The organism is Pseudarthrobacter linnaei (assembly GCF_055412825.1).
The window spans coordinates 321394-345697 of the sequence record NZ_JBVAYX010000002.1; the positions used below are offsets into that span (position 1 = coordinate 321394).

Here is a 24304-nt window from a genome sequence, read left to right on the forward strand (position 1 = left end):
GACCCCCCCCCACAGGGCAGTTACGGAGCAACCGATGAGGGGGCTACCATCGACTGCTCCACAAATGCCGTTATGAGCCCCAACACGGCCGTTACGGAGCAACCGATGGGTGGGCAGACCATCGACTGCTCCACAAATGCCGTTATGAGCCCCCAAAAGGGCCGTTACGGAGCAACCGATGCTGGGTGGGTGACGACGGCGGCCGTGGCCTCGGCGATTGCGCGCTCCTCGTCGGTGGGGACCACGAGCACCGGGATGGCCGAGGACGCCGTGGAGATCACGCGGGGCTCCTTGGAGCGCTGACGGTTCAGGCCGTCGTCGAGCAGCACGCCCAGGGCGCCCAGCCGCTCCGCCACGAGGGCGCGGAACTGGTGCGAGTTCTCCCCGATCCCGGCGGTGAAGACCAGGGCCTTCGCGCCTCCGACGGCCACGTGATAGCCGCCGATGTACTTCGCGAGCCGGTAGGAGGCGACGGCGAGCGCCATGGCGGCCCGGGCGTCGCCGGCCTCCGCGGCTTCCACCACGGAGCGCATGTCGTTGTTGCCGGCCAGGGCCTTGAGTCCGGACTGGCGGTTAAGCAGGGCGTCGAGGTCCTCCGGGGACCAGCCGGCCCGGCCGAGGAAGACGAGGATGGACGGGTCGAGGTCCCCGGAACGGGTGCCCATCACGAGGCCCTCCAGCGGGGTGAAGCCCATCGAGGTGTCCACGGACGCACCGCCGCGGATCGCCGTGACCGAGGCCCCGTTACCCAGGTGGGCGATGACGGCGTCGAACTCCTCCAGCGGGACATCCAGCAGCGCCGCCGCCCGGTGCGCGACGTATTCATGCGAGGTGCCGTGGAAGCCGTAACGGCGGATACCGTGGTTGGCGTAGAGCTCCTCCGGCACCGCGTAGCGCCAGGCGTGCTCTGGCAGGGTGCGGTGGAAGGCGGTGTCGAACACGGCGACCTGCGGCATCTCCGGCCACTTCTTGGAGATCGCGCGGATGCCGAGCACGTTCGCCGGGTTGTGCAGCGGCGCCAGCGGGTTGAGCCGCTCGATGGCGCGGGTGATCTCGTTGTTGACCAGGACCGGTTCGGAGAAGCGCTCCCCGCCGTGCACCACCCGGTGCCCGACGGCGTCGAGCACCCGGCCACCCAGGGCCGCGTGGATCTCGGCGTCCACCTGTTCGAGTGCCTCGGCGTGGTCGCGCGGGCCCTCGATCTCGCCGTCACCCTCGCCGCCGGCGCCCATGCCGATCTTCTCGACCAGCCCCTCGGCCAGCACACTGCCGGCTTCGACGTCGCGGACCTGGTACTTGAGCGAGGACGAGCCTGAGTTGATAACGAGCACGAGCATGGGGCCTCCTACGCCTTGGCTTCTGCGCTGACCACGAAGGGCGCGCCGGGACGGGCAACACGGATGAACCTGGCGGAGCGCTCCGTGGGACCCACTATAAATTGCCGGACTATTTTTTGCCGGAGTGGCGGGGGCGCCGATTCGTTGCGTAAGCCGCGGCGGGCGCCTAGAGTCGGCGGAGCAACTGGACCACTCACGAAGGGATTTCCATGACTAACGAGACCACGCAGCCAGAGACCACGCCGGAGGGCACCGGGCCGGAGGGCGCGGAGCCGACCAGCGGGTCCGGCAAGGCGGATCCGACCGGCGTCGAGGGCGCGAACCCGGCCCTGGACGACACCGGGGACCTCAAAGCCGCCGAGACCGGAGAAGCCCCCGAGGCCCCGGAAAACCTGGAGGACCTGGATCTCACGCCGTCGGGACTGGCCGACGAGCCCGCGGAGCAGGAAGATCCCGACAGCCCGGTGGAGCCGGCGAACAGCTGACCGGAGAACAGCTGACAGAAACAGCCGACCGGAACAGCTGACCCGTGGAACAGCTGACCCGGATCCCGCCGACCGAAGTACCGCCGGCTAGGCATGGGCGGCCGCGGGGGCCGGATCGGCGGCGGCCTCCGCGGACTGCGCCTGGATGGCGGTGATGGCCACCGTGTTGACGATGTCCTCCACGGTGCAGCCGCGCGAAAGGTCGTTGACCGGCTTGCGCAGGCCCTGCAGCACCGGCCCGACGGCGACCGCCCCGGAGGACTGCTGGACCGCCTTGTAGGTGTTGTTGCCGGTGTTGAGGTCCGGAAAGATGAAGACCGTCGCCTGCCCGGCCACGGACGACCCCGGCATCTTCGACTCGGCGATGGCGGCGTCGACGGCGGCGTCGTACTGGATGGGCCCTTCCACGGCGAGGTCCGGGCGGCGTGACCGCACGAGCTCGGTGGCCTGGCGGACCGCGTCCACGGCTTCCCCGGCGCCCGAGCCGCCGGTGGAGTAGGACAGCATGGCCACCCGCGGATCCACACCGAACTGGGCCGCGGTTTCCGCCGAGGCCACCGCGATGTCCGCGAGCTGCTGCACGTTGGGCTCCGGGTTCACGGCGCAGTCGCCGTAGACCAGAACCCGGTCCGGCATCAGCATCAGGAACACGGACGAGACAATCTTGACGCCGTCGCGTGTCTTGACGAACTCCAGCGCCGGCCGGATGGTGTGCGCGGTGGTGTGGGCGGCGCCCGAGACCATCCCGTCCACCACTCCCAGCTGGACCATCATGGTGCCGAAGTAGCTCCCATCCAGCATGACCTCGAGGGCCTTGGCAAGGTCCACGCCCTTGTGCGCCCGCAGCTCCGCGTATTTCTCCGCGAACCCCTGGCGCAGCTCCGAGGTGGCCGGGTCGATGATGTGGATGCCGGACAGGTCGATGCCCTGGGTGGAGGCGAGCTCGCGGACCTCGGATTCGCGGCCCAGCAGGGTCAATTCGCAGACGTCGCGGCGGTGCAGGATTTCCGCGGCACGCAGGATGCGGACATCCGTGCCCTCCGGCAGCACGATGTGGCGGCGCTCGGAACGGGCCCGCTCGATCAGGTCGTGCAGGAAGCGCAGCGGCGTCATCCGCTCCAGCCGCGGCAGGTGCAGCCGCTCCAGCAGCTCCGCCTCGTCGACCCGCCGGGCCCACAGACCCAGGGCGGAGGCGACCTTGCGGCGGTGCCCGGACCAGATCTCACTGCGGACCTCGGAGACCCGTTTGGCGGTCACGTAGGTGTCGTCGGGGGCGGCGAAGATCGGGAACGGGGCCTGCGCCAGCAGGGAGTAGATGGTGGCGTCCGGGGCCAGGCCGCCGGTGAGGATCAGGGCTGAGGGCACCGGGAACTCCGGCGAGAACGAGGACGCCAGGCAGGCGACGAGCACGTCGGCGCGGTCACCGGGCACGATTACCAGCGCGCCGTCGTCGAGCACGTGCAGGAAGTTGGCGACGCTCATGGCCGCCACCTTCACCGAGCGGACGTCGCGTTCCAGGTCCGCGAGGCCGGCCACCTGGCCGATCCCCATGGCGGCCGCGACCTCGCCGGTGGTGGGCCGGGCGATCTCCTCGAGCTCGGGCAGGACGTAAACCGGACGGCCGGAGGTGCCCGGACGGACCGCGGCGGCGATGGCCTCGAGGTCCTCCGGGTCGGCGCGGTTGACCATGATGGCCAGCAGCGTGCACCGCTCGGCGACGAGTTCCTTGCGGGCCACCTCGACGGCGTCGACGGTCTCGGCGACGGTGCGGCCCTTGGCGCCGACGACGGCGACGACCGGGGCGGCGAGGTTGTTGGCCAGCCGGGCATTGAGGTCGAACTCGACGGCGGCATCCTGGCCGGTCAGATCGGTCCCCTCCACGATCACGACGTCGCAGTGCCGGGCCATCTCGGCGAAAATCTCCACGCAGCGGGTGTCGATCTCCTCGCGCTTGCCCTCCGCGAGCAGGCTGCGGACCTCGGGGAAGGTCAGGCCGCCGCGGCAGCGTGCGTCGTCGAGGTTGAACCGGGACTTCATCAGCGCCACCATAGGGTCCGACGCGGCGTCGTGGCCGTTGACCACAGGTTTGAAGAAGCCGATGCGGTCCGCGTGCCGGTGCAGGGTGTCCGCCAGCCCGAGGGCTATGAGCGACTTCCCGGAGCCCGGCGTGGTCGCGCTGACGTAGATTCCTTTGGCCATGGTTCGCCCTTAGGTTGTGCCGTGGTGGTGCTCGGTCCCTCCATACTTTCACTTGTTGCTGCCGTTTCTCCATGCGGCGCCCGCAGGCTGACCGCGGGACTTTGGCCGCTTACCCCCTCTGCTGCCCGCCAGCCGGTGTGGGGGGACCCAGTGATTGGGTGGTCAGAGCGGAGGAACTCGTGGAAACGCTGCGCATTGAGCTCCGGGACGTCGGCGGCACAGCCTGGTGGGCCCGCATTCGAACGGGACTGACCGCGCCTTCCGGCTCAGCCTGAGCGGCTGCCGGACCGCGTGCCGGACCGCGTGCCGGGCCGGTTGCCGGACCGCGTGCCGGACCGCGTGCCGGGCCGCGTGCCGGACCGCGTGCCGGACCGCCTACCTTGTAGTTCGCAGCTGGTTTTCCGGGCGCTTCCGGGCGTCTTCCGCACGCCTCGCCGGGTCCGCCTTGAGCTTCATGCGCCCGCCCGCTCTTGACAGCGGGCGCCATAATGGGATTACCTAATGAACATTCGGTAAATAAAGCTGGAGGCAATGACGCATGGCTGGATTGACGGTTTCCGGTGACACCCATCCCATCCTTAAAGACGACTACGCCTCGGAGTGGATGGGCATCGAAGTTGTGGCGCTGGACGACGGACATGCGACGATCCGCATGCCGCTCCGGCAGGAAATGCTGAACGGCTTCGGTATGGCCCACGGCGGAATGATCTTCGCCTTCGGCGACACCGCCTTCGCACTGGCCTGCAACCCGGCCAGCCCGGACCCGGCCGAGGAAGGCAACATCACGGTGGCGTCCGGCGTTGATATCAACTTCCTCAAGCCCGCGTTCCGCGGCCAGGTGCTGACCGCCGTCGCCAACCGCCGCGCCAGCACCGGACGCAGCGGCCTCTACGACATCCAGATCTACGCCGCCGATCCGGTCGCGGGCACCGCACCGGTCACAGCGTCCTCACCAGCCGTCACGGTCCCGGCCACCACGGTCCCGGGCGAACTCCCCACCGACATCCTCCCGGGCGAACTCGTCGCCGAGTTCCGCGGCCGCAGCCGCACCATCTCCAAGAAATAGAAGCAGGAACCCCAGATGACCCAAGAAACCGTCGCACCCACCAGTGATGCAGTCCTGGACCGCGAAGAAACCATCTCCCGCGACGAGCTTGAGGCCTTGCAGCTCAGCCGGCTCCAGCACACCGTGGCCTACGCCTACGACCGTGTTCCCCTGTACAAGCGCAAGTTCGACGAAGCCGGCGTCCACCCCACGGACCTCCACGAGCTCTCCGACCTGGGCAAGTTCCCCTTCACCACCAAGGAAGACCTCCGCTTGGAGTACCCCTTCGGCATGTTCGCCGTCCCGCAGCACGAGGTGGCCCGCATCCACGCGAGCTCCGGCACCACCGGCCGCGCCACCGTCGTCGGCTACACCAAGAAGGACCTTGCCGACTGGGCCAAGCTCGTGGCACGGTCGCTGCGCGCGTCCGGCGTCCGCCCCGGAATGAAGGTCCACAACGCCTACGGCTACGGCCTGTTCACCGGCGGCATGGGCGCCCACGCCGGCGCCGAGGCCCTCGGCTGCACGGTCATCCCGATCTCGGGCGGCCAGACCGAACGCCAGATCACGCTCATCCAGGACTTCAAGCCCGACGCGATCCTGGCCACCCCGACCTACCTGCTGACCATCGCCGACGCCATGATGAAACAGGGCATCGACCCGGCCTCCACCTCGCTCAAGTACGCCGTGCTGGGTGCCGAGCCGTGGACCGAGGAAATGCGCCACGAGCTCGAAGTGACCATGAACATCAAGGCCTGCGACATCTACGGGCTCTCCGAGGTCATGGGCCCGGGCGTTGCCGGCGAGGCCGTGGAAACCCAGGACGGCAGCCACATCTGGGAGGACCACTTCCGCCCCGAAATCATCGACGCCTTCGACCCCTCCGTGGTCCTGGGCGACGGCGAACACGGCGAGCTGGTCTTCACCTCCCTCACGAAGGAAGCGCTGCCGATCATCCGGTACCGCACCAAGGACCTCACCCGGCTGCTGCCCGGCACCGCGCGCCCCGCGCACCGCCGCATGGGCCGCATCACCGGCCGCAGCGACGACATGATCATCCTGCGCGGCGTGAACCTGTTCCCCTCACAGATTGAGGAGATCGCACTGCGGATCCCCGAGCTCAGCCCGCACTTCCAGCTGGAACTCACCCGGCCCGAGGGCCATCGGATGGACCAGATGACCGTCAAGATTGAACGCCGCGACACCGTCACGGTCGAGGGCGGCGCGGCCGCGGCCAAGGTCCTGATGCAGCAGATCAAGATCCACGTCGGCTCCTCCTGCGCCGTCGACGTCGTCGAGCCCGGCTCCCTGGAGCGGTCCAACGGCAAGCTCCGCCGGATCTACGACATGCGTCCCAAGGCCTGACCATATGACGTTCAGCCCGCCGGCCGGCCCACCCGGGCCTCCCGGCGGGCTGACTGATCTCCTGATCGTGAGAAACTAGCGACTATGCCCACAACAGCAACCACCACCAAACGCGGCCGCCCCGGTTATGACCAGCAGTCGGTCCTGGTGATCGCTGTGGACGTCTTCAACCGCCACGGCTACGACGCCACGTCCATGGGTATCCTCGCTGAAAACCTGGGCATCTCGAAGTCCGCCATCTACCACCACGTGCCGTCCAAGGGCGACCTCCTGAAGCTCGCGCTGGACCACGCCCTGGGCGGCCTCGAGGCCATCCTGGACCAGCCGCAGGCCCGGACCGGCACCGCCGAGGCCCGGCTGGAGTTCGTCCTCCGCGAGACCATCTCGGTGCTGGTGGAGCGGCTTCCGTTCGTCACCCTGCTGCTGCGCCTGCGCGGCAACACCGAGATCGAACGCGACGCGATGGAACGCCGTCGCGCCTTCGACCACAAGGTCGCTGCCCTGATTTCCGCCGCCCGCGACGAGGGCTCGCTCCGCCAGGACATCGACCCCCGCACCGTGACCCGGCTGCTCTTCGGCACGATCAACTCCATCGTCGAGTGGTACAAACCCGGAGGCTCCCTCTCCCCCGAAAAACTGGCCGACGACGTCATCACCATGGCCTTCCACGGCCTCCACGTCCCGCAGTAGGCCCGGGCGGCCTCATGACGCCCGCCCCTCCTCGCCACCTCGCGACGCCCCGGGTCCGGCGGCATGTGCGGTCCGGGGGCTCGTAGAGGGCCTCCGCATGTGGGTCCGGGGGCTCGTAGAGGGCATCGGCACGGGTTTCGCCCTCGTACACCGGAGTGTCCGTGTCACAGTGCCCCCGTGCGGCCGACCATCCGGCGACGGCTCCGCCCGCGTCACGGCAACCAACCTGGTCGGGTCCGCCCCCATTGACGGCGCATGACCTCCGGGCCACGCTGGGGGCATGGCCACGAGACTTTCCACGGTGCTCATCGGCGCCTTCCCCCAGTTGCGGTACGAACCCACGGCCAAAAGGGTCCGCGCTAGCCTCGACGGGGCCGCCGTCGTCGACACGCATCGGGCCTATCTGATCTGGGAACCGCGGCGAATAACCCCCATCTATGCGGTACCGGAGCGAGAACTGTTGGCCGAGCTCACATCACCGGCACTGCCGGCGGCCTCGGTCGAGGAGCACCCCTTCGCCCTGCGGCACGGCGCGGCCCCGACGTCGCTGGACCCCTCAACGTCGTTTGGGAATCACACTGCCGCCGGCGGGGAGCTCGACGTCGTGACGGCAGCGGCGACGGCTCCCCGGGCCGCCTTCCGTCCCGAGGACCCCGACCTGGCCGGGTATGTGATCTTGGATTTCGCGGCGTTCGACTGGCTTGAGGACGACGAGGAGATCATCGGCCACCCCCGTGATCCGTTCCACCGCGTCGATATCCGCGCGTCGTCCGTGGACGTGCAGGTGGCGCTCGACGGCGTGGCGCTGGCCAGCACAAACGGCGCACAGCTGCTCTACGAGACACTGCTCCCGGTGCGGTACTACATCCCGCCGGCGGATGTGCGGCTGGACCTGCTGGAGGAGAGCCCGAAGCGGACGGTCTGCCCATACAAGGGCCTGGCCAGCTACTGGAGCTACCCGGATTCCGGGCAGGGCAGGAACCTCGCGTGGAGCTACGACCGGAGGTACCGCGACGCCGCCCAGATCCACGGGCTCATCAGCTTCTTCAACGAGCGGGTGGACCTGACGGTCGACGGCGTGCTCCAGCCGCGGCCGGTGACGCCGTGGTCCCGCCCCAGCGGCCGGGGGCTCTTTGACGGCTGCAGGCCACTTTCTTGTCTGCGTGAGGCGTCCGGTGTCCGCTTTCCAGGGCGGGGTGGCCATGGTTAGGGGCGAGTCGTGGTCAGGCTCCGGTCGGCCGGGGCAACTTTGAAGGCCGCGGGGCGGATTCCGGCCAAGAAGCCCGGCGTGTCCGTGTCAATGCGCCCCCGGACGACGGACGGCTCGGTGCTGTCCGTCCATGGCGCCCCCAGGGACCCCCAGCAGCACGCCCAGGTGCACCCAGGAACCTACGCCAGCCCAGCAGCCTCCCTGCTCACCGGGTTCGCCGGAAAGCTGCCCAGTCGCCGTAGCCGGACGGCGACTGGGCAGCTCTTGGGCGACCCCGGAGGTTTCGCCCTCCGGAGCCCCGCCATCGCAGCTCTGGGCGACGCCGGCGCCGGGTGCGTCCTGCCGAAACCGCTGGCGTCCCCGGCCCCTGGGCGACCCCGGCGGTTTCGCCCCCAGGGGAGCTGCGACTCAGCCCCTGCGGTCCAGCAGCAGGTTGGTGATCCGCAGCGTGCAGAGCCGTTCGCCGGCGGCGTTGCTGATCAGCACCTCGTGGGTGGTGACTGTGCCGCCGAGGTGGATCGGGGTCGCGGTGATCGTGATGAGCCCCTCGCGGGCGGATTTGTGGTGGGTGGCGGAGACGTCCACGCCGACGGCGGTCTTGCCCAGGGTGCTGGCGTGGATGACCGCGGCCCAGGAGCCCACGGCTTCCCCGACCGCCAGCGAGGCTCCGCCGTGCAGCAGCCCGAAAGACTGCCGGTTTCCCTCCACCGGCATGGTGGCGACGACCCGTTCGACTGATTCCTCAACGATCTTCACGCCCATTTTCTCGTCGAGTTCGCCGAGGGTGATCTTCCAGAGCTCGGTACTGCGGGGCTCGGGCGTCATAACGTCTCCTCTGTGGCCGGAAATCCAGGGGTCCCGGCGGGGTCAGTGCCGCCGCAGCTAGTGTGCGGCAGGCCTCATTCATGTACTGTAGACATATTACCGAACGGACGGTCAGTAATGCTGGCCGTGTTGATCTTGCCCCTGTTGGAAGGACCCGTCAACGATGACCACCACTGCAACTGCTCCGGAACCCACAGTAGACACTGTCGAGATCGTTCCCAGCTTCATCCGGGATTCCTGGTGGACCCCCGACGCCGGCGCCGCAGCCGGTGCCGCGTCCGTCCTTGATGCCAGCACGGGCGAACTCCTCGCCAGGGTGAGCACCGCGGGACTCGACCTCGCCGCCGTCGTGGACTACGGACGCACCACCGGCCAGGCGGAACTCGGCAAACTGACCTTCCACCAGCGCGCGCTCAAGCTCAAGGAGCTTGCGCAGTACCTGAACGGCCGCCGCGAGGAGTTCTACGCGCTCTCCGCGCAGACCGGCGCCACCAAGATCGACTCGATGGTCGACATCGACGGCGGCATCGGCGTGCTCTTCACCTTCGGCTCCAAGGGCCGGCGCGAACTCCCCAACGCCCAGGTGATCGTGGACGGGCCCATGGAGGTGCTGTCCAAGGACGGTTCCTTCGCCGGCGAGCACATCTACACCCGTATTCCCGGCGTCGCCGTGCAGATCAACGCCTTCAACTTCCCCGTGTGGGGCATGCTCGAGAAGCTGGCACCCGCGTTCATCGCCGGCGTGCCCACGATCGTCAAGCCGGCCACCCCCACCGGCTACGTCACCGCCGCCGTGGTCAGGGCGATCATCGAATCCGGCATCCTGCCCAAGGGGTCGCTGCAGCTGATTTCCGGTTCGGTCCGCACCATGTTGGACCACCTCGACTACCGCGATATCGTGGCCTTCACCGGCTCCGCGACCACCGCCAACACGCTCAAGTCCCACGTCAATGTGGTCAAGGGCGGGGTCCGCTTCACCTCGGAAACCGATTCCCTGAACGCCTCGATCCTGGGTCCGGACGCCGTCAAGGGCACCCCGGAATTCGACGCCTTCATCAAGTCCCTCGTCACCGAGATGACCGCCAAGGCCGGCCAGAAGTGCACCTCCATCCGCCGGGCCATCGTGCCGCAGGAGCTGGTGCAGAACGTCATCACCGCCGTCGGGGAGCGGATCCAGCAGCGCATCGTCCTTGGTGACCCGCGCGCCGAGGGCGTCAACATGGGCGCCCTGGCGTCCCTGGAGCAGCTCGCCGATGTGCGCGCCGCCGTCCAGTCCATGCTCGACGCCGGCGGCGAACTCGCCTACGGCACGCTCGATTCGCCGAAGGTCACCAGCGCAGACGGAACGGTCGGCGTCGTCGACGACGGTGCCTTCATGTCCCCGGTGCTGCTGAGCTGGGCGGATCCGGAAGCCGACGAGGTCCACTCGCTGGAGGCCTTCGGCCCGGTCTCCTCGGTGATCGGCTACACGGACCTGGCCGACGCCGTCCGCCTCGCCGCCCGCGGTGGCGGCTCGCTCGTCGCCTCGGTCTGCACCAACGACCCCGACGTCGCCCGTGAACTCGTCACCGGCATCGCCGCGCACCACGGCCGCGTGCATATGCTCAACCGCGAGGACGCCCGCAGCTCCACCGGCCACGGCTCACCGGTCCCGCACCTGGTCCACGGCGGCCCGGGCCGCGCCGGCGGCGGCGAGGAACTCGGCGGCATCCGCTCCGTCCTGCACCACATGCAGCGCACCGCCATCCAGGGCTCACCGAACATGCTGACCGCCGTCACCGGCGTCTGGCACACCGGGGCCGACCGCAACTTCACGCTCGAGACCGAGGGCCAGCACCCGTTCCGGAAGCACCTGAGCACGCTGCACATCGGGGACGCGATCCGCTCCGGGCTGCGCGAAGTGACCCTGGACGAGATCACGAAGTTCGCCAACACCACCGGCGACACCTTCTATGCCCACACCAACCAGGAGGCCGCGGAGGCCAATCCGTTCTTCCCGGGCATCGTCGCGCACGGCTACCTGCTGCTGGCCTGGGGCGCCGGGCTGTTCGTGGAGCCCGCACCGGGCCCCGTTCTGGCGAACTACGGCCTGGAGAGCCTGCGCTTCGTCACTCCGGTGGCCGCGGGCGATTCCATCCGGGTTACCCTGACCGCCAAGAAGATCACCCCGCGCGAGACCGACGAGTACGGAGAGGTGGCCTGGGACGCCGTCCTGACCAACCAGAACGACGAGATCGTGGCCACCTACGACGTCCTCACCCTCGTGGAGAAATAGCCGCAACCTCTTCCGGCGTCGCTGCTGCACTGACGGCTCTTCCGCCGTTGCCGCAAAGGTAAGATTTCGCGCCCATTGTCCCGTTGGATATGGGCGCGAAATCTCACCTCGGCGTCGATTGGCAGGCTCTTTCTGCCGCGACCCGGCGTAGAATTTCGTACGTAGGAGGTGGCGACATGACCCTCGTATTGAATAAAGCCACAACAGTCCTGCCGGTCGATGACGTCGAGCGCGCCCACCGCTTCTATGCAGAAGCCCTGGGTCTCCCTCACCGTGGAGTGGCAGACGACGGAAGCGACCTATTCGGCACCGACGGCGGCCCCATGCTGCAGCTGATGCCCGTCAGGGATGGTAAGCATTCCGAGCACACCACCCTGAGTTTTGAAGTCTCGGAGATCGAGCGGACCGTCCAGGAGATGGAGTCTAAAGGCGTCCAGTTCCAGGACTACGACCTGCCGGATCTGAAGACCGAGAACCACATTTGTACAACGGATTCCGAGAAGTGCGCCTGGTTCATGGACACCGAGCACAACATCCTCTGCGTCCACGAGACCATCGCCACGCCGGTGGATTACCAGCTCTAGCCGGCGCACCCTGGGAGTCGAACCCTGCAAATCAACGCCCGGATCCGGGCAGCCTCACGAGGAGTTTGAAATGCGCAAAACTGTTTATGCCGCCGGGGCCCTGTCGATGCTGGCGGCGCTCACTTTCGCTGCCCCCGCCCAGGCCGGCGGGAATCACGACGGCGGCAGGCACTATAGCGACTATGCCCTCCTGTCCGTCCTGCATGGCGTCCCTGACCTCACCGTGGATGTCTGGGTGAACGGCAAGCTCGCCCTGGACGACTTTGAGCCTGGCGACCTCGCGGGACCGCTGAAGCTCGACAACGGCAGGTACAAGATCGCCATCACGGCCGCCGACGCCACCAGCGCCGACGACCCCGTGATCGGCCCGGTCAAGGTCGATCTCAAGGAGGGCCGGAACTACACCGCCGTGGCGCATCTGGATGCCTCCGGGGAGCCCACTGCGACCCTGTTCAAGAACGACACCTCGGCCAGCCCCAAGGGCGAGGGCAAGCTGACCGTCCGGCACGTGGCGGCGGCGCCGGCCGTCGACGTCCTCGCCGGCGACACCGCGGTGATTGAGGGGCTCGAGAATCCTGAGCAGAAGGTGCTGACGCTGAAGGCCGGGACGGTTTCCGCCTCGGTTGCGGCCGCCGGCACCACCGAGCCCCTGATCGGCCCGGCAGACATTCAGGTCAAGAAGGGCAAGAACACCATCGTTTACGCCTGGGGCAGCCTGGAAGACGACTCCCTGGGCGTGGCCGTCCAGGTCGTCGATTCCGACAAGTGGCGCGGAGACGACGACTGAGCTCCGGCTGCGGCCAACAGCGCACCTCTTACCAGGGGTGCGCTGCTGGTTTCGGCGACGCCGGCCTGTCCGGCTCCCCACGGCAGGTGATGCTGCTGCACGCTGATAGCAGCGAGTCGTCCTTCCCGCTCCGGGGGCAGGTCCGGGAGGATCTGGCCGCCCTGCCGGACGTGACGCTGAAGACGTGGTTCCTGAACACCCCGTCGGTGGAACGGGCTCCGGGTCCGAGTTCTCCGGCGGGTGGCTGGGCGCCGCCCGGCGGCGCGCGGCTGTAGTTGGCGGACCGTTCGGCGGCTGTTAGGATCCGACGGCCTTAGCTTGCGGACTACGCGGTACCGCGGTGGTTAGCGGACCGCCCGGCGCCGTGTGGCGGCCAAGAGGACGCCACCCAGCAGAATCGCACCGCCGGCAAGACCCGCCGTCGGGAGCAGCGGACCGGCGCCGGTATCCGGCAACTGACCGGAGACGGCCGGAAGGACCGGGCTAAGACGCTCCGCGGGGGCCGCCGGCGCCGCCGGTGGGACAACGATCCCTGCCGGGGCAACCGGCACAACGGGCTCGACCGGGGCTTCAACGGTGAAGGTCCGGGTGACGGAGGGGCTGTCCACCTTGCCGGCGGAAGTCTGGACAGCCCGGATCGTAAAACCGCCCGGTGCGGCTGGGTCGACGGGGATCGTCCACTGGCCGTCGGGTGCGACGACTGCTGAGCCGGTGATGTCGCCCGTGAGTTTCACCGTGAGCCCTGGGGTTCCGGTCCCGTCGATGCTGGTGACGGTGTTCAGCGCCGCACCCTCGGCCGGGGTGGTGATCGCCGGGGCGTCGAGGTCCGTGACCATGACCGTCAGCGAGACTGCGCCGGAACGGCTGAATCCGTTCACCGTCTCGGCCGTGAACGTCAGCTTGCCGTTGCTCTCGGGTGCGGGGAAGGCCCAGTTCCCGGCGGCGTCGACCGGCACGTCCACCGTTTGCTCGTTAGTTTGGTTGTCCAGGGTGACGCGGACCCGTGAGTTGGCGGCGACGGCCGACGCCGGGGCCGCGGGGACCCGGCCCGTGATGGGCTGGCCCGCCAGAACGCTCAGGTCTTCCGGGGCCGCGAGTTCGGGCTTGTTCAGGAACAGCTGGAGCTGCACGGGGGTCGGGAACTTGGTGAGGGCGTCCTCTAGGGTCGTGGCGATGGCGAAGTTGTCTCCGGAAGTCTCGCCGGCCGAATGGGTGCCCACGGCGAAGTTGCCGCTGATCCATGGACCGCCGGAGTCTCCCCCGCTGGACTGGACGTTCGTGGACAGGAACCCGCGGAAGGCCCGGAGATCCGCGGCTGCGGTGGTTCGTCCGCCCACCACGTAGATGCCGGTTTCCTCCACCTGACCGCAGGACCAGCCCGCGGTCCGCCCGGAGCGGCACACCTCCTGGCCCTGGAACGGGGCAACCACCCCGATGATCTTCACGGCGGTGGCGCCGGGGTTCGCGGGATCGGCCCAGGTGGTTGCGGCCGGCTGGAGGTTGATTCCGTTGTCGAGTGCCTCGATGACGGCGATGTCGGTACCCACGTTGCCGGGGGAGTCTTCGGTGCCGGTCATCCAGGAGTTCAGCGGCCCGCCGAACTGGCTGAAGCCGAAGCTGCCCAGCAGGGCGAGCATGCCGGACCGGGGCGCTGCCCCGCCGGCCGTGGCGGAGGTCGGCGGTTCAAGCTCTGCGATCCGTGCCGTGCCGTCCCCGGCGCAGTGCCCCGCAGTCAGAACGACCGGAAGTCCCGCCGCGTTGAACGCGCCAAATCCGGTCGAGCAGATGGTCTGCCGGTCAATGGCGATTCCCTCACCGCCGAAAACGTCCGCTTCGGTGGTGACCGGGGCGCCCTGCTCCAGTTGGACGTTGGCGTAGCGGGCCACGAAGTCGGCCGGGGAAATCTTCCTGGGCGTCGTGGCTGTGGCCGCGGGCCCGGGCGTCGTGGCCGATTGCTGCTCCGGCGCGGCTTGCTGGTCCGGGAGCAGGGTGGGGTCGGCTTCGGCCTGGTTCGTCCCGCCGGTGCGGATAATGAACTTCCCCCCTGAGTAGGCCACGGCCTGCAGTCCGGCCGGCCCGACCTCGCGGACATAGGCTTGGAACAGCTGCTCGGTGCTGGACGCCACCAGCTCGGCCGACGAGGGGGCAACGGTAGGAGCCTCCGTCGGAGGGGTCGAGGGAGTAGTCGAGCGCTCAGCTGCCGGAGCCACGAGCACGAACACGGCCGAGGTTCCCGTCCCGTTCAGTTCGGTCACCCGGGCCTGCAGCTCGGGGCCGCTGCCTTCGATGAGGATTTTGCCGCCCAGCAGGCTGATCCCCAGGTAGCCGGGCAGCCCCCGCAGCGAGGGAACGGCGTCGGCGGCGGTCCTGGCCAGCTGGCCGGCGGCGTTGAATTCCTCGAGCGTCATGCCCAGGTCCCGCCGGACGGCTTCCGCGAGTCCGGCGTCGCCGATTTCCGGCGCCACTACCGGCGCCGGCCCGACGGCGGCCGGAGCGCCAGCCGCCGTCGCCGTATCAACCGGCTCAACCGGCGCGGCCGGGATGGCGGTCGCCATCGGCGGGGAGGTCGGCGAGGCTGACGGCGAAGCTGACGGCGAAGCTGTCGAAACGGGTTCCGGTCCCCCGGCTTCGGCCAGCGCGGGAACCGCGTGGAACGAGCCCGCGAGCGCAAGGGCGGCGGCCGCTACTGCCCGCACTGTCAGCTGATATTTCGGAGTCTTCACCCGGTTACTCTAGCGCCCCAACCTAGCCAGAATGGCCGTCACCTCCGGCTCCGTCACCCCGTTGCGGCGCAGGAACTCCCCGGTTTTGACGTGTCGCACATACCGCAGCAGGCTTTCCCTGCGCGTTTCGAGCAGCGGCGCGAGAACCTCCTCGGGCAGGTACCGCTCATGCGGATGCGGGACCGCCGACACCCGGTGGTGTTCGTTGATGCCCCGCACGGCCCGCTCGTAGCCCTCGGCAATGGCCTCTTCACCCGCGCCGGCGAGGTCCTGGAGCATGGCCGCGATCATCCCGCTGCGGTCCCGGCCCGCCGAGCAGTGGATCACGACGCCGCCGCGTGCCTCCGCCACCGCTTTGAAGACCCCGGCGAGCTTCTCGGGGAAGATCCGCGCATTGTCCGCGTACGACGCCGGATCATTCAGGTAGGGGACGCAGAGCGCCCGGAATTCGCTGTTGCCCGGGTCCTCGGTGGGGGCGTGCACGACGTCGAACGCCGCCAGGATCTCGGCGCTGACCCGGGGATCCGTCTCGCGGCGGCTGATCTCGTCCGGGTTGCGGAGGTCAATCACCGTCCGGATGCCGCCGTCGTACGCCTGCTGCCAGCCGGCGTCGGTGAGCCACTCGCGGCGTCCCATCCGGAACACACTGCCGGCGACGTGCCAGGCGTTGACCGCCCCATCCCATTCCATACGCTTCAAGAACTCATCCACCCTGCCAGCTAAGCACGTAGTCCGGGTAGTCGGCAGCAGGAAAGCAACGTAGCCCGTTCTCCTGCCCACACCCGGAAACGGGTAGCCCCTACCGTGTCCGGCCATGAGGCGGCGGGGTACCGTGGCCCCATGGCTGCCCGGAGCGGAGGGCTGATGCTCCCACAGCCTGTCCCGCCAGCAGGGTGTTCGGGAGGCCCCGCTGGCCGCCACCGACCGGTGCGCCGGCAGCCCCCTCCCGGCCGTGCCGACTCACAAGGGGACTCATCATGAACAATGTGCCAATCGGGCGCTGGTCCGGACGACTGGCGGCGGCGGTCGCCGCCATCGCGCTGGTAGCCGGTTTCACCGCCGCGCCTGCCACCGCCGCACGCCCGGATCCCGTCTACATCGCCCTGGGCGACTCCTACGCGGCCGGCACCGGCGGCGGCGGATACACCGCTTCCCCGGCCGGACTTCCCGAGACCTGCCTGCAGACTGCGGCGTCCTATCCGGCAGTTCGCGACGCTACGCTCAACCTGGGCTGCTTCGGCGCCACGACGGCAGATGTCTCCGCCGTCGCCACCCTCTACGCACCCGCCCTTGCGAACGCCACGGTGGTCACGGTGACGGTTGGCGGAAACGACATCGACACGGGCCAGGTGGCCGTTGCCTGCACCGCCTCGGCGAGCTCCGCGGCCTGCAAGGCGGCCCTGTACAACTCTCTGGTGGTGAAGCTCCGCACGCTGCCGGGCAAGATCAAGGAGATGCTGACGATCGTCAAGAGCAAGGCCCCGAACGCCAGGGTCGTACTCACCGGCTATCCCCGGCTCTTCACCGTGAGTGCCGGGCTGACCGCGGAACAGACCCAGGCGGCACGGTCGATGAACTCGGCGGCGGACCTGCTCAACGCCACGATCGCATTCTCGGCCCTGGTGAACAGGGCCGGGTACGTCAGCGTCGCCGATAAGTTCGCCAGCCACGGAATTGGTTCCGCGAGTCCGTGGATCGTGGCGCCGACGGGTCTCTGCAGCCTGACGATCAACTGCAGCGCGAGCCCGTTTGACGCCTTCCACCCCACCGCAGCCGGTTATCGGGACGGTTACGCCGCGGCCCTGGCGGCGGCACGGGTTCCCTAGCTCCGCCTGGCCCGCAACAGGGAAGGCCAGGCAGCGGCTACCGCGGCCTGGCCAGCCTGGACTGGAGGGCGTTGCGGACCATAGGCCACTCGTGTTCCAGGATGGAAAACACCACGGTGTCCCGCAGCGCGCCGTCACTGCTGCGGGTATGGCTGCGAAGCACGCCGTCCTGTTTGGCACCCAGCCGCGCGATCGCCTCGCGGGACTGGTGGTTGAGCCAGTGGGTCCGGAACTCGACGGCGGGGCAGCCCAGCGTTTCGAAGGCGTGCCGCAGCAACAGCAGCTTCGAGTCCGGGTTGCTGCCGCTCCCGTGCACCGACTCCGCGTTCCAGGTGGAGCCGATCTCCACTCGGGGCGTGGCGGCGTCGATGTTCATATAGGTGGTCATGCCGATCACCCGGCCCGGTCCGCCGGTGGCGGGGTCAATCAGGCGCGTAGTGAAGGGCAGCATGGAGCCGCTGTCCTGCAGCGCCAGCCGCCGCTCAATCTCGGCGGCCATCTGCTCCGGGGCGGGCACACTGGTGTACCAAAGGTTCCACAGGTCGCCGTCGCGGGCCGCTTCGACGAGGCCATCGTGGTGGTCCGGGTTCAGCGGCTCAAGGACGACGACTTTGCCGGTCAGGGTGATGGGGGCGATCGCGGGCCGGTCGAGGGAAGTCACCGCACCATCCTAGGGCGGAAGCGATCGCGGGGGGGTTCTGCGATACCCGGGACCCCGGACCGGTGTGCCGTTGCGGGCGTGCTGGTTAGGCTGGGTCCATGATCACAGTAACCGGCACCGCCCACTCCGCCCTTGACCCCGCCAGGGCCTTCGACTACCTGTCAGCGTTCGAGCACACCCCCGAATGGGATCCCGGGACCCCCGTGGTGAATAAGCTCTCCGAGGGACCGGTGGCCCTCGGGCACCGGTACCACGCAGAGGCCGAATTCCGGGGCAAGCGCCAGGCGCTGACCTACGAGGTGATCGAACTGACGGCAAGCCGGATCACGCTGCGGGGAGAGAACAAGTCGGTCATCTCCGTGGACACCATCCAGGTGTCTGCGTCCGGTACGGGCTCCAAAGTGGACTACACGGCGGAGTTCCAGCTCAGGGGTTTGCTCAAGGTCGCCGAGCCGTTTGTCCGGCCGGCGTTCAACTCCCTCGCCGGCCCCGCCATGGACGGAATGAAAAAGGCCCTCGACTCCCAGGCATCGCTGTAGCAGCGCTGTGGAACAGGAGAAAAACATGACATCCCAAAATCCGGATCCCCTTGAGAACAAGCTCACCGGGCTCGAACCGGGCGGCGGCGTGCCGCCCGGTGAAACACCACCGGCGGAGGGCACCTCGGTGGGACCGCAGGGGCCGCGGATCCCTGAGGACCGGGGCTTCGCCCAGTACATATGGATCATCATGATCGCCGTGGTGGTGCTTTTAGTGATGCTCTTCTTTGTCGGCTACATCGTCGGGATCATCAACTAACTACTCGCCTCAGGCCGTCCAGTCGAAGAAGCCCTTGCCGGTCTTGCGCCCGAGTTCGCCGCGCGCCACCTTGTCGCGCAGGATCTGTGGCGGTGCGAAGCGCTCGCCCAGGGTGGAGGCAAGGTATTCGGCGATGCCGAGGCGGACATCCAGCCCCACGATGTCTGTGGTCCGAAGCGGTCCGGTGGGGTGTTTGTAGCCCAGGACCATGGCGTTGTCGATGTCCTCCGCGGACGCCACGCCCTCTTCCACCATGCGCATCGCCTCGAGGGCAATCGCGACGCCCAGCCGTGAGGACGCGAAGCCGGGGGCGTCGTTGACGACGACGGCGGTCTTGCCCAGCGCCTCGACCCAGCCGCGGGCCGCCTGGGCCAGCGGCTCCGAGGTGTGCTCGCCGAGGACGACCTCGATCAGGGTGGACGCCGGCACCGGGTTGAAGAAGTGCAGGCCCAGGAAGTTCTGCGGGCGCTGCAGCTCACGGGCCAGCGCGTCGACCGAGATGGAGGAGGTGTTGGAGGCGAGGTAGGCGCCGTCGTCGAGCCGTTCCTCGATCCCCCGCAGCGAAGCGACCTTCAGGTCCCAGTCCTCGGGGACGGCCTCGACGACCAGCTGGCGGTCCTTGAAGTCGTCGTAGTCGACCGTGACCGAGAGCCGCGAGACCATCTCATCCAGGTTGCCGTCGGTGGCGCCGCGCTCGATGCTCTTGGCCGCCGCGGATTCCACCCGCTCGCGGGCCGCCTCGGCCGATTCCTCGTCGCGCTCGACGACGAGGACGTTGGCGCCGTTGATCAGGAAGGCATGGGCGATGCCGGCGCCCATCCGGCCGCCGCCCAGGACCCCGACGGTGGCGGGGAGGTTCGCGGGAAGTACGGAGTTGCTCATCTTCAGTTCTTCTTCCGGTCTGAATCCTGCTCGGACTTTTTGGCTGACTTTTTTTCGGACTTTCGATCGAGGAAAGCCTGCATGCGGTCGAATTTGGCCTGGGATTCGAAGAGGATGCCCTGGGCGAGCTGGTCGATCAGCGGGTGCGCCTCGGCGGGGGCGTGGAACACCGACTTGGTGATCCGGACCGCGAGGGGATCCTGCCCGGCAATCCTGTCGGCCAGGGCGTGGGCCGCCGCCATCAGTTCGGGGGCCTCGTGGATCTCGGTGATGAGGTTGACGGCGAGGGCCCGCTCGGCGCGCAAAACGGTGCCGGCCAGCAGGATTTCCTTGGCCACCGGCTCCCCCACAAGCTCCTTCAGCCGCCAGCTCGCACCGGCGGCGGCGAGGATGCCCAGGCCGGTCTCCGGGTTGCCGATCCGCACCGATGGTGTGCCGATCCGGAAGTCCGCGGCGTACGCCAGCTCGGCGCCGCCGCCCAGGCAGAACCCGTCCAGGGCCGCGATGACAGGCATGGGAAGCTTCGCGATGCGCACAAAAATGGTGGAGTTGATGCCCTGCAGTGCATCATCGCGGCGGCGTTCGCGCAGCTGCCCGATGTCCGCCCCGGAAGCGAAGACCCCCTCGGTGCCGGCGATAATGAGCATCTTCGGGGTCTGCTCCAGCGCGGCGCACACGGCGTGCAGCTCATCGACCATCTGCTGGTCGATGGCGTTGCGGACCTCGGGCCGGTTGAGGAGAACCACCAGCCGGTCCTCGCGCTCGTCGATCAGCAGGGTGCGGAACTCCTGCGGGTCCAGGCCCGTCACGGCGGCCGCCACTACACCCGCTCCAGCAGCATCGCGGTGCCCTGGCCGACGCCGATGCACATGGTGGCGAGGCCGATCCGGGCGTCCTCGCGCTCCATCCGGCCCAGCAGAGTGATCGCGAGCCGGGAGCCGGACGAGCCCAGCGGGTGCCCCAGGGAGATCGCGCCGCCGTCGCGGTTTACGATCTCGGGGTCCAGGCCGAGCCTGCGCATGGTCGCGAGCGACTGGGTGGCGAAGGCTTCGTTGAGTTCGACGGCGCCGAGGTCGCCGACGCTGAGGCCGGTCCGCGCGAGCACCTTCCGGGTGGCCGGGACGGGGCCGATGCCCATGATTTCGGGTTCGCAGCCGGCGGAGGCGCCGTCGATGATCCGGGCGCGCGGGGTAAGGCCGAGCCGCTCGATGGCGGCCTCGGAGGCGACGATGATGGCGGAGGCGCCGTCGTTGAGGGTGGAGGAGTTGCCGGCCGTGACCACCGAGCCGCCCGCGACGACGGGGCGCAGCGCCGCGAGGACGTCCATCGTGGTGCCGGCGCGCGGGCCCTCGTCGGTGTCGACGACGGTTTCGCCCTTGCGGGTCCTGACCGTGACCGGGACGATCTCGTCGGCGAAGCGGCCGGCAGCGATGGCCGCGAGGGAGCGTTCGTGGGAGCGGACGGCAAACGCGTCGGCGTCCTCGCGGGTGATGCCGTCCACGCGGGCGACTTCCTCGGCCGTTTCCGGCATGGAGTAGGTCATCTTCCCGCCGCGGGAGTGTTCGCCTTTTTGGAACAGCGGGTTCACGAAGCGCCAGCCGATGGAGGTGTCGAAGATTTCGCCGGGCTTGGCGAAGGCAGTCCGGGGCTTCTCCTGCACCCAGGGGGCGCGGCTCATGGATTCCACGCCGCCGGCGATCACGATGTCCGCGGCTCCCGACTTGATCATGTGGCTGGCCATGATGATGGCGCTCAGGCCGGAGGAGCAGAGCCGGTTCACGGTGATGCCGGGGATGTGCAGCGGCAGGCCGGCCAGGATGGTGGCCATCCGGGCGACGTTGCGATTTTCCTCGCCGGCGCCGTTGGCGTTGCCGAGGATGACCTCGTCGATACTGTCGGGGTCCAGTCCGGCCCGGGCCACAGCCTCGCGGACCACCAGGGCGGCCAGGTCATCGGGACGGACCGCGGAGAGTGCCCCGCCGTAACGGCCCACCGCAGTGCGGGCACCGCCTACGAGAAATGCCTGTGGTCCTGCTACTGCTGATGCCATGGGTACACCCTTCACGCGATAAACGTCTCTGTTATCGAATCTGTCATCGAAAGTACTCCCGGCGGCGGCGTCCGCGTTCGACCGCGGCCGCGCCAATTTACTGACCGTTCGTTCTATAAAGATTACACGGCGCGGCAAGGGGGTCAATCAAAGCCCCGCCGGATTACGCGACGACGACGCCGAGGTGGCTCGCCATTAGCGGGGCGAGCAGGCCGAGCTGGTACTCGTCGATCACGAGGCCGGCGAGGCTTTCCAGCCCGCTGATGGTGCGGATGTCCGTGCCGCGGATGTCGAAGTCCTTGAGCCTGGCCCCGGCGACGTCGAGGGTGCCGATGGTGCAGTTCTTCAGCGCCACCCGGGTCGCCGTGCAGGAACCCAGGTCCAGTTCAGCGATGATGCAGTCGCTGATCTGCACGTCGGTGAGCTTGGAACCGCGGAGGTTCACGTAGTCAAGCTTCCCGCCGTCAATCCGCACGGACTGCCAGCCGCTTTCGTAGAGTTCCGCGGAACCCCAGCGGGGGTTGCCGAACTCGACGTCGCGCAGCGTGCTCCGGGCCGCCATGAACACGGGGGCGTATACCTCCGCCAGGACGCAGTCACGGAAGGTGGCGCCGCGCAGCTGGGTCTCGTTGAAGGACACACCCTGGAAGTCGCACTCGGCGAAGTCGGTGCCGGCGAGTTCCCGCCCGTCGGCCGAAGCCCTGCTGTACCGGACGCCGTCGTACCTCTCCCCGGACTGGAAATCCGGGGACGGGTCGTCCCGAAGCTCCGCCAGTCGGACCGGGCTGAGCCGCGGCGCGGTGACCTTCGGCGCCTTGGACGGGGTGCCCCGGACCACTAGAGCGACTCGGCCTTGGCCGCGATCTCTGCCAGATCCTTGGCGAGTGCCTTGCCGGTGATGCGCATGCCCAATTTTCCGAAGACCGCCATCGCCAGCTTGTGCATCCGGGAGGGATTGACCATGTCTGCGCCGAACGTCAGGGTCAGGTCCGTGCCGCCGTCGCGATCGGCGAGCGTCATGCGCGTCGTGTAGTCCGCCCCGCCCTGCAGCGCCTTCACCGTGGTGCTACGGGGCGGATCGGCCTGGGACACCCACATCTCCACGGTTTCCGACTTGCCCATCATGGAGCGGGTCTCCTTCCAGCGCGTCCCCTCGCCATAGGGGCCGTCGCTGAGCATCTGGATCGATTCGATGCCGGAGAGGGTTGCGGCCGAACCGGGAATGTCGGAAATGACCGCCCAGACCTTGGCCACCGGGGCGTTGACATGCTGGGTCAGGCTGATTTTGTGGTCCATGGCATCGAGCCTAGCCCGGCTCCGGTTCGGATTTCATCCCTGCGGCACCGGATGCGCCCTTGATTTGGACGCCCCCGTGGAGACCCTTGATTTAGTAAGCATGCTTCGTGTTATGGTGGGGGGACGTTGAATTAACCGGAAACGAAAGGTGTTTGCACCATGGGTATCGGAGACAAGATTCAGAACGAAGCAGAGCACCTCGGCGGCAAGGCCAAGGAAGCCACTGGCAACGCCACGAACAACGACCAGTTGCGCGCCGAGGGCCAGAAGGACCAGGTCGTCGCAGACGCCAAGAAGGTCGGCGAGAACACCAAGGACGCCTTTAAGAAGGATTAGTCCTAACGAAACGCGGCGGCGGTCATTCCTTTGGGGGATGCCCGCCGCCGCTTTCTTTGTGCCCGGGGCTTGGTGCTTTGGGACAGCGGGGTTATTGGCGGCGCGGCACGACTCCACCCATTCGCCACGAATGGCCGCTAAACCACCCCCGTTGGCGGCCTTCCTCGTCATATGGGCGCAGAGTTGGCGAGGCCAAGGCCCAGACGGGACCTCCCCGGCCGCCCATTCGCCACGAAGGGGCGGCCGGGTCGGGGAACGCCGCCGACGCACGGCTCTGCACGCTGCGGATCACCAACCTGCTGCTGGACCGCAAGGGCTGAGCGGGGCGCAGGCGGCTGGAGGCGCAGGCGGCTGGGCGCCTCCGCCGGGGTCACCCAAGAGCTGCGCAGTCGCCGTAAGGTTACGGCGACTGCGCAGCTTTCCGGCGAACCCGGCGAGCGAGGGCCGGTGCGGGGGCCATCCCGGCGAAGACAAATGTCCCGCCGGTTGCATCCCCCGACCCAGCCGCCCCTTCGCCGCGGATGGCCGCTAAACCACCCGGGCGGCGGCAAGGCGCCACCGATTCGCCGCGAATGGCCGCGAAACCAACCCCGTTGGCGGCCATCCTCGTCAGATGGGCGCAGGGTCAGATAGGCGCAGGGTCAGATGGGCGCAGGGTCAGATAGGCGCAGGGTCAGATAGGCGCAGGGTCAGATGGGCGCAGGGTCAGATGGGCGCAGGGTCAGATAGGCGCAGGGTCAGATGGGCGCTGCGTTGGCGCAGGTCAGATGGGCGCTGCGTTGGCGCAGGTCAGATGGGCGCTGCGTTGGCGCAGGTCAGATGGGCGCTGCGTTGTCTAGCGACACCGCGGCCTCGCGCGGACCCCCTTAAACCAACAGCGGCGGGCCCCGCACTGGAGGCCCGCCGTTGTCGTCCGCTTGGGATATTGCC

At 68.5% G+C, this 24304-nt stretch carries 23 protein-coding genes; 12 read left to right on the plus strand and 11 right to left on the minus strand.

Annotation, left to right across the window (positions count from 1 at the left end):
- Positions 1 to 164: 164 nt before the first annotated feature.
- Positions 165 to 1337: an acetate kinase gene (locus ACZYZ3_RS03505; protein ID WP_463962448.1), complete on the minus strand. Its 1173-nt coding sequence runs from the start codon at positions 1335 to 1337 to the stop codon at positions 165 to 167.
- A gap of 209 nt (positions 1338 to 1546) precedes the next feature.
- Here ACZYZ3_RS03505 and ACZYZ3_RS03510 point away from each other — a divergent pair, with 209 nt between their 5' ends.
- A complete protein-coding gene (locus tag ACZYZ3_RS03510) occupies positions 1547 to 1822 on the plus strand; it encodes a hypothetical protein (protein ID WP_463962449.1) in 276 nt (91 codons plus the stop codon).
- Positions 1823 to 1909: 87 nt separating this feature from the next.
- Here ACZYZ3_RS03510 and pta read toward each other — a convergent pair whose 3' ends face one another.
- Complete coding sequence (pta, locus tag ACZYZ3_RS03515; RefSeq protein ID WP_463962450.1) at positions 1910 to 4021, minus strand: phosphate acetyltransferase; 2112 nt, start codon at positions 4019 to 4021, stop codon at positions 1910 to 1912.
- 538 nt (positions 4022 to 4559) lie between these two features.
- Here pta and ACZYZ3_RS03520 point away from each other — a divergent pair.
- The 4 genes from ACZYZ3_RS03520 to ACZYZ3_RS03535 all read left to right on the plus strand — a co-directional run bounded on the left by ACZYZ3_RS03520 (position 4560) and on the right by ACZYZ3_RS03535 (position 8331).
- On the plus strand, positions 4560 to 5087 hold the full coding sequence (locus ACZYZ3_RS03520) for a hotdog fold thioesterase (RefSeq protein ID WP_463962451.1): 528 nt from the start codon (positions 4560 to 4562) through the stop codon (positions 5085 to 5087).
- A 15-nt stretch (positions 5088 to 5102) separates the two neighbouring features.
- A complete protein-coding gene (gene paaK / locus ACZYZ3_RS03525; RefSeq protein ID WP_463962452.1) occupies positions 5103 to 6431 on the plus strand; it encodes a phenylacetate--CoA ligase PaaK in 1329 nt (442 codons plus the stop codon).
- An 84-nt stretch (positions 6432 to 6515) separates the two neighbouring features.
- Complete coding sequence (locus tag ACZYZ3_RS03530) at positions 6516 to 7121, plus strand: TetR/AcrR family transcriptional regulator (protein ID WP_463962453.1); 606 nt, start codon at positions 6516 to 6518, stop codon at positions 7119 to 7121.
- 280 nt (positions 7122 to 7401) lie between these two features.
- Positions 7402 to 8331, plus strand: a complete 930-nt coding sequence (locus tag ACZYZ3_RS03535) for a DUF427 domain-containing protein (RefSeq protein ID WP_463962454.1) — start codon at positions 7402 to 7404, stop codon at positions 8329 to 8331.
- A gap of 408 nt (positions 8332 to 8739) precedes the next feature.
- On the opposite strand, the gene ACZYZ3_RS03540 is transcribed toward ACZYZ3_RS03535, so the two are convergent.
- Positions 8740 to 9156: a PaaI family thioesterase gene (locus ACZYZ3_RS03540; protein ID WP_463962455.1), complete on the minus strand. Its 417-nt coding sequence runs from the start codon at positions 9154 to 9156 to the stop codon at positions 8740 to 8742.
- 163 nt (positions 9157 to 9319) lie between these two features.
- Here ACZYZ3_RS03540 and paaZ point away from each other — a divergent pair, with 163 nt between their 5' ends.
- The 3 genes from paaZ to ACZYZ3_RS03555 all read left to right on the plus strand — a co-directional run bounded on the left by paaZ (position 9320) and on the right by ACZYZ3_RS03555 (position 12802).
- Positions 9320 to 11431 carry a phenylacetic acid degradation bifunctional protein PaaZ gene (paaZ, locus tag ACZYZ3_RS03545; protein ID WP_463962456.1) on the plus strand — a complete coding sequence of 704 codons (2112 nt, stop codon included), beginning with the start codon at positions 9320 to 9322 and terminating at the stop codon, positions 11429 to 11431.
- 176 nt (positions 11432 to 11607) lie between these two features.
- Positions 11608 to 12015: a VOC family protein gene (locus ACZYZ3_RS03550; protein ID WP_463962457.1), complete on the plus strand. Its 408-nt coding sequence runs from the start codon at positions 11608 to 11610 to the stop codon at positions 12013 to 12015.
- Between the two features lie 70 nt (positions 12016 to 12085).
- Positions 12086 to 12802 (plus strand): DUF4397 domain-containing protein, encoded by a 717-nt coding sequence (locus ACZYZ3_RS03555; RefSeq protein ID WP_463962458.1) that lies wholly within the window; start codon positions 12086 to 12088, stop codon positions 12800 to 12802.
- 344 nt (positions 12803 to 13146) lie between these two features.
- Here the strand turns inward: ACZYZ3_RS03555 and ACZYZ3_RS03560 are convergent, their stop codons facing one another.
- Together ACZYZ3_RS03560 and ACZYZ3_RS03565 are read right to left on the minus strand one after the other, a co-directional pair.
- The gene (locus tag ACZYZ3_RS03560; RefSeq protein WP_463962459.1) at positions 13147 to 15525 is read right to left on the minus strand and encodes a hypothetical protein; all 2379 of its coding nucleotides are present in this window, start codon (positions 15523 to 15525) and stop codon (positions 13147 to 13149) included.
- 9 nt (positions 15526 to 15534) lie between these two features.
- On the minus strand, positions 15535 to 16215 hold the full coding sequence (locus ACZYZ3_RS03565; protein ID WP_463962505.1) for a tyrosine-protein phosphatase: 681 nt from the start codon (positions 16213 to 16215) through the stop codon (positions 15535 to 15537).
- Positions 16216 to 16502: 287 nt separating this feature from the next.
- Here ACZYZ3_RS03565 and ACZYZ3_RS03570 point away from each other — a divergent pair, with 287 nt between their 5' ends.
- The gene (locus tag ACZYZ3_RS03570; RefSeq protein ID WP_463962460.1) at positions 16503 to 17351 is read left to right on the plus strand and encodes a GDSL-type esterase/lipase family protein; all 849 of its coding nucleotides are present in this window, start codon (positions 16503 to 16505) and stop codon (positions 17349 to 17351) included.
- A gap of 37 nt (positions 17352 to 17388) precedes the next feature.
- Here the strand turns inward: ACZYZ3_RS03570 and ACZYZ3_RS03575 are convergent, their stop codons facing one another.
- On the minus strand, positions 17389 to 18012 hold the full coding sequence (locus ACZYZ3_RS03575; protein WP_463962461.1) for a GNAT family N-acetyltransferase: 624 nt from the start codon (positions 18010 to 18012) through the stop codon (positions 17389 to 17391).
- A 98-nt stretch (positions 18013 to 18110) separates the two neighbouring features.
- Here ACZYZ3_RS03575 and ACZYZ3_RS03580 point away from each other — a divergent pair, with 98 nt between their 5' ends.
- Positions 18111 to 18551, plus strand: coding sequence for an SRPBCC family protein (locus ACZYZ3_RS03580; protein WP_463962462.1), 441 nt, complete (start codon positions 18111 to 18113; stop codon positions 18549 to 18551).
- A 25-nt stretch (positions 18552 to 18576) separates the two neighbouring features.
- Complete coding sequence (locus ACZYZ3_RS03585) at positions 18577 to 18810, plus strand: DUF6480 family protein (protein WP_463962463.1); 234 nt, start codon at positions 18577 to 18579, stop codon at positions 18808 to 18810.
- A gap of 9 nt (positions 18811 to 18819) precedes the next feature.
- Here ACZYZ3_RS03585 and ACZYZ3_RS03590 read toward each other — a convergent pair whose 3' ends face one another.
- The 5 genes from ACZYZ3_RS03590 to ACZYZ3_RS03610 all read right to left on the minus strand — a co-directional run bounded on the left by ACZYZ3_RS03590 (position 18820) and on the right by ACZYZ3_RS03610 (position 23038).
- The gene (locus tag ACZYZ3_RS03590) at positions 18820 to 19692 is read right to left on the minus strand and encodes a 3-hydroxyacyl-CoA dehydrogenase family protein (RefSeq protein WP_463962464.1); all 873 of its coding nucleotides are present in this window, start codon (positions 19690 to 19692) and stop codon (positions 18820 to 18822) included.
- Between the two features lie 2 nt (positions 19693 to 19694).
- On the minus strand, positions 19695 to 20513 hold the full coding sequence (locus ACZYZ3_RS03595) for an enoyl-CoA hydratase/isomerase family protein (RefSeq protein ID WP_463962465.1): 819 nt from the start codon (positions 20511 to 20513) through the stop codon (positions 19695 to 19697).
- Positions 20513 to 21742, minus strand: a complete 1230-nt coding sequence (locus tag ACZYZ3_RS03600) for a thiolase family protein (protein ID WP_463962466.1) — start codon at positions 21740 to 21742, stop codon at positions 20513 to 20515. Before ACZYZ3_RS03600 ends, ACZYZ3_RS03595 begins: the two co-directional genes overlap by 1 nt.
- Positions 21743 to 21905: 163 nt before the next feature.
- Complete coding sequence (locus ACZYZ3_RS03605) at positions 21906 to 22580, minus strand: pentapeptide repeat-containing protein (RefSeq protein ID WP_463962467.1); 675 nt, start codon at positions 22578 to 22580, stop codon at positions 21906 to 21908.
- Positions 22580 to 23038: an SRPBCC family protein gene (locus tag ACZYZ3_RS03610; RefSeq protein ID WP_463962468.1), complete on the minus strand. Its 459-nt coding sequence runs from the start codon at positions 23036 to 23038 to the stop codon at positions 22580 to 22582. The genes ACZYZ3_RS03605 and ACZYZ3_RS03610 overlap by 1 nt, the downstream gene beginning before the upstream one ends.
- A 159-nt stretch (positions 23039 to 23197) precedes the next feature.
- Between ACZYZ3_RS03610 and ACZYZ3_RS03615 the strand changes: the two genes are divergently transcribed.
- Positions 23198 to 23374, plus strand: coding sequence for a CsbD family protein (locus tag ACZYZ3_RS03615; RefSeq protein ID WP_224047463.1), 177 nt, complete (start codon positions 23198 to 23200; stop codon positions 23372 to 23374).
- The last annotated feature ends 930 nt before the right edge of the window (positions 23375 to 24304 follow it).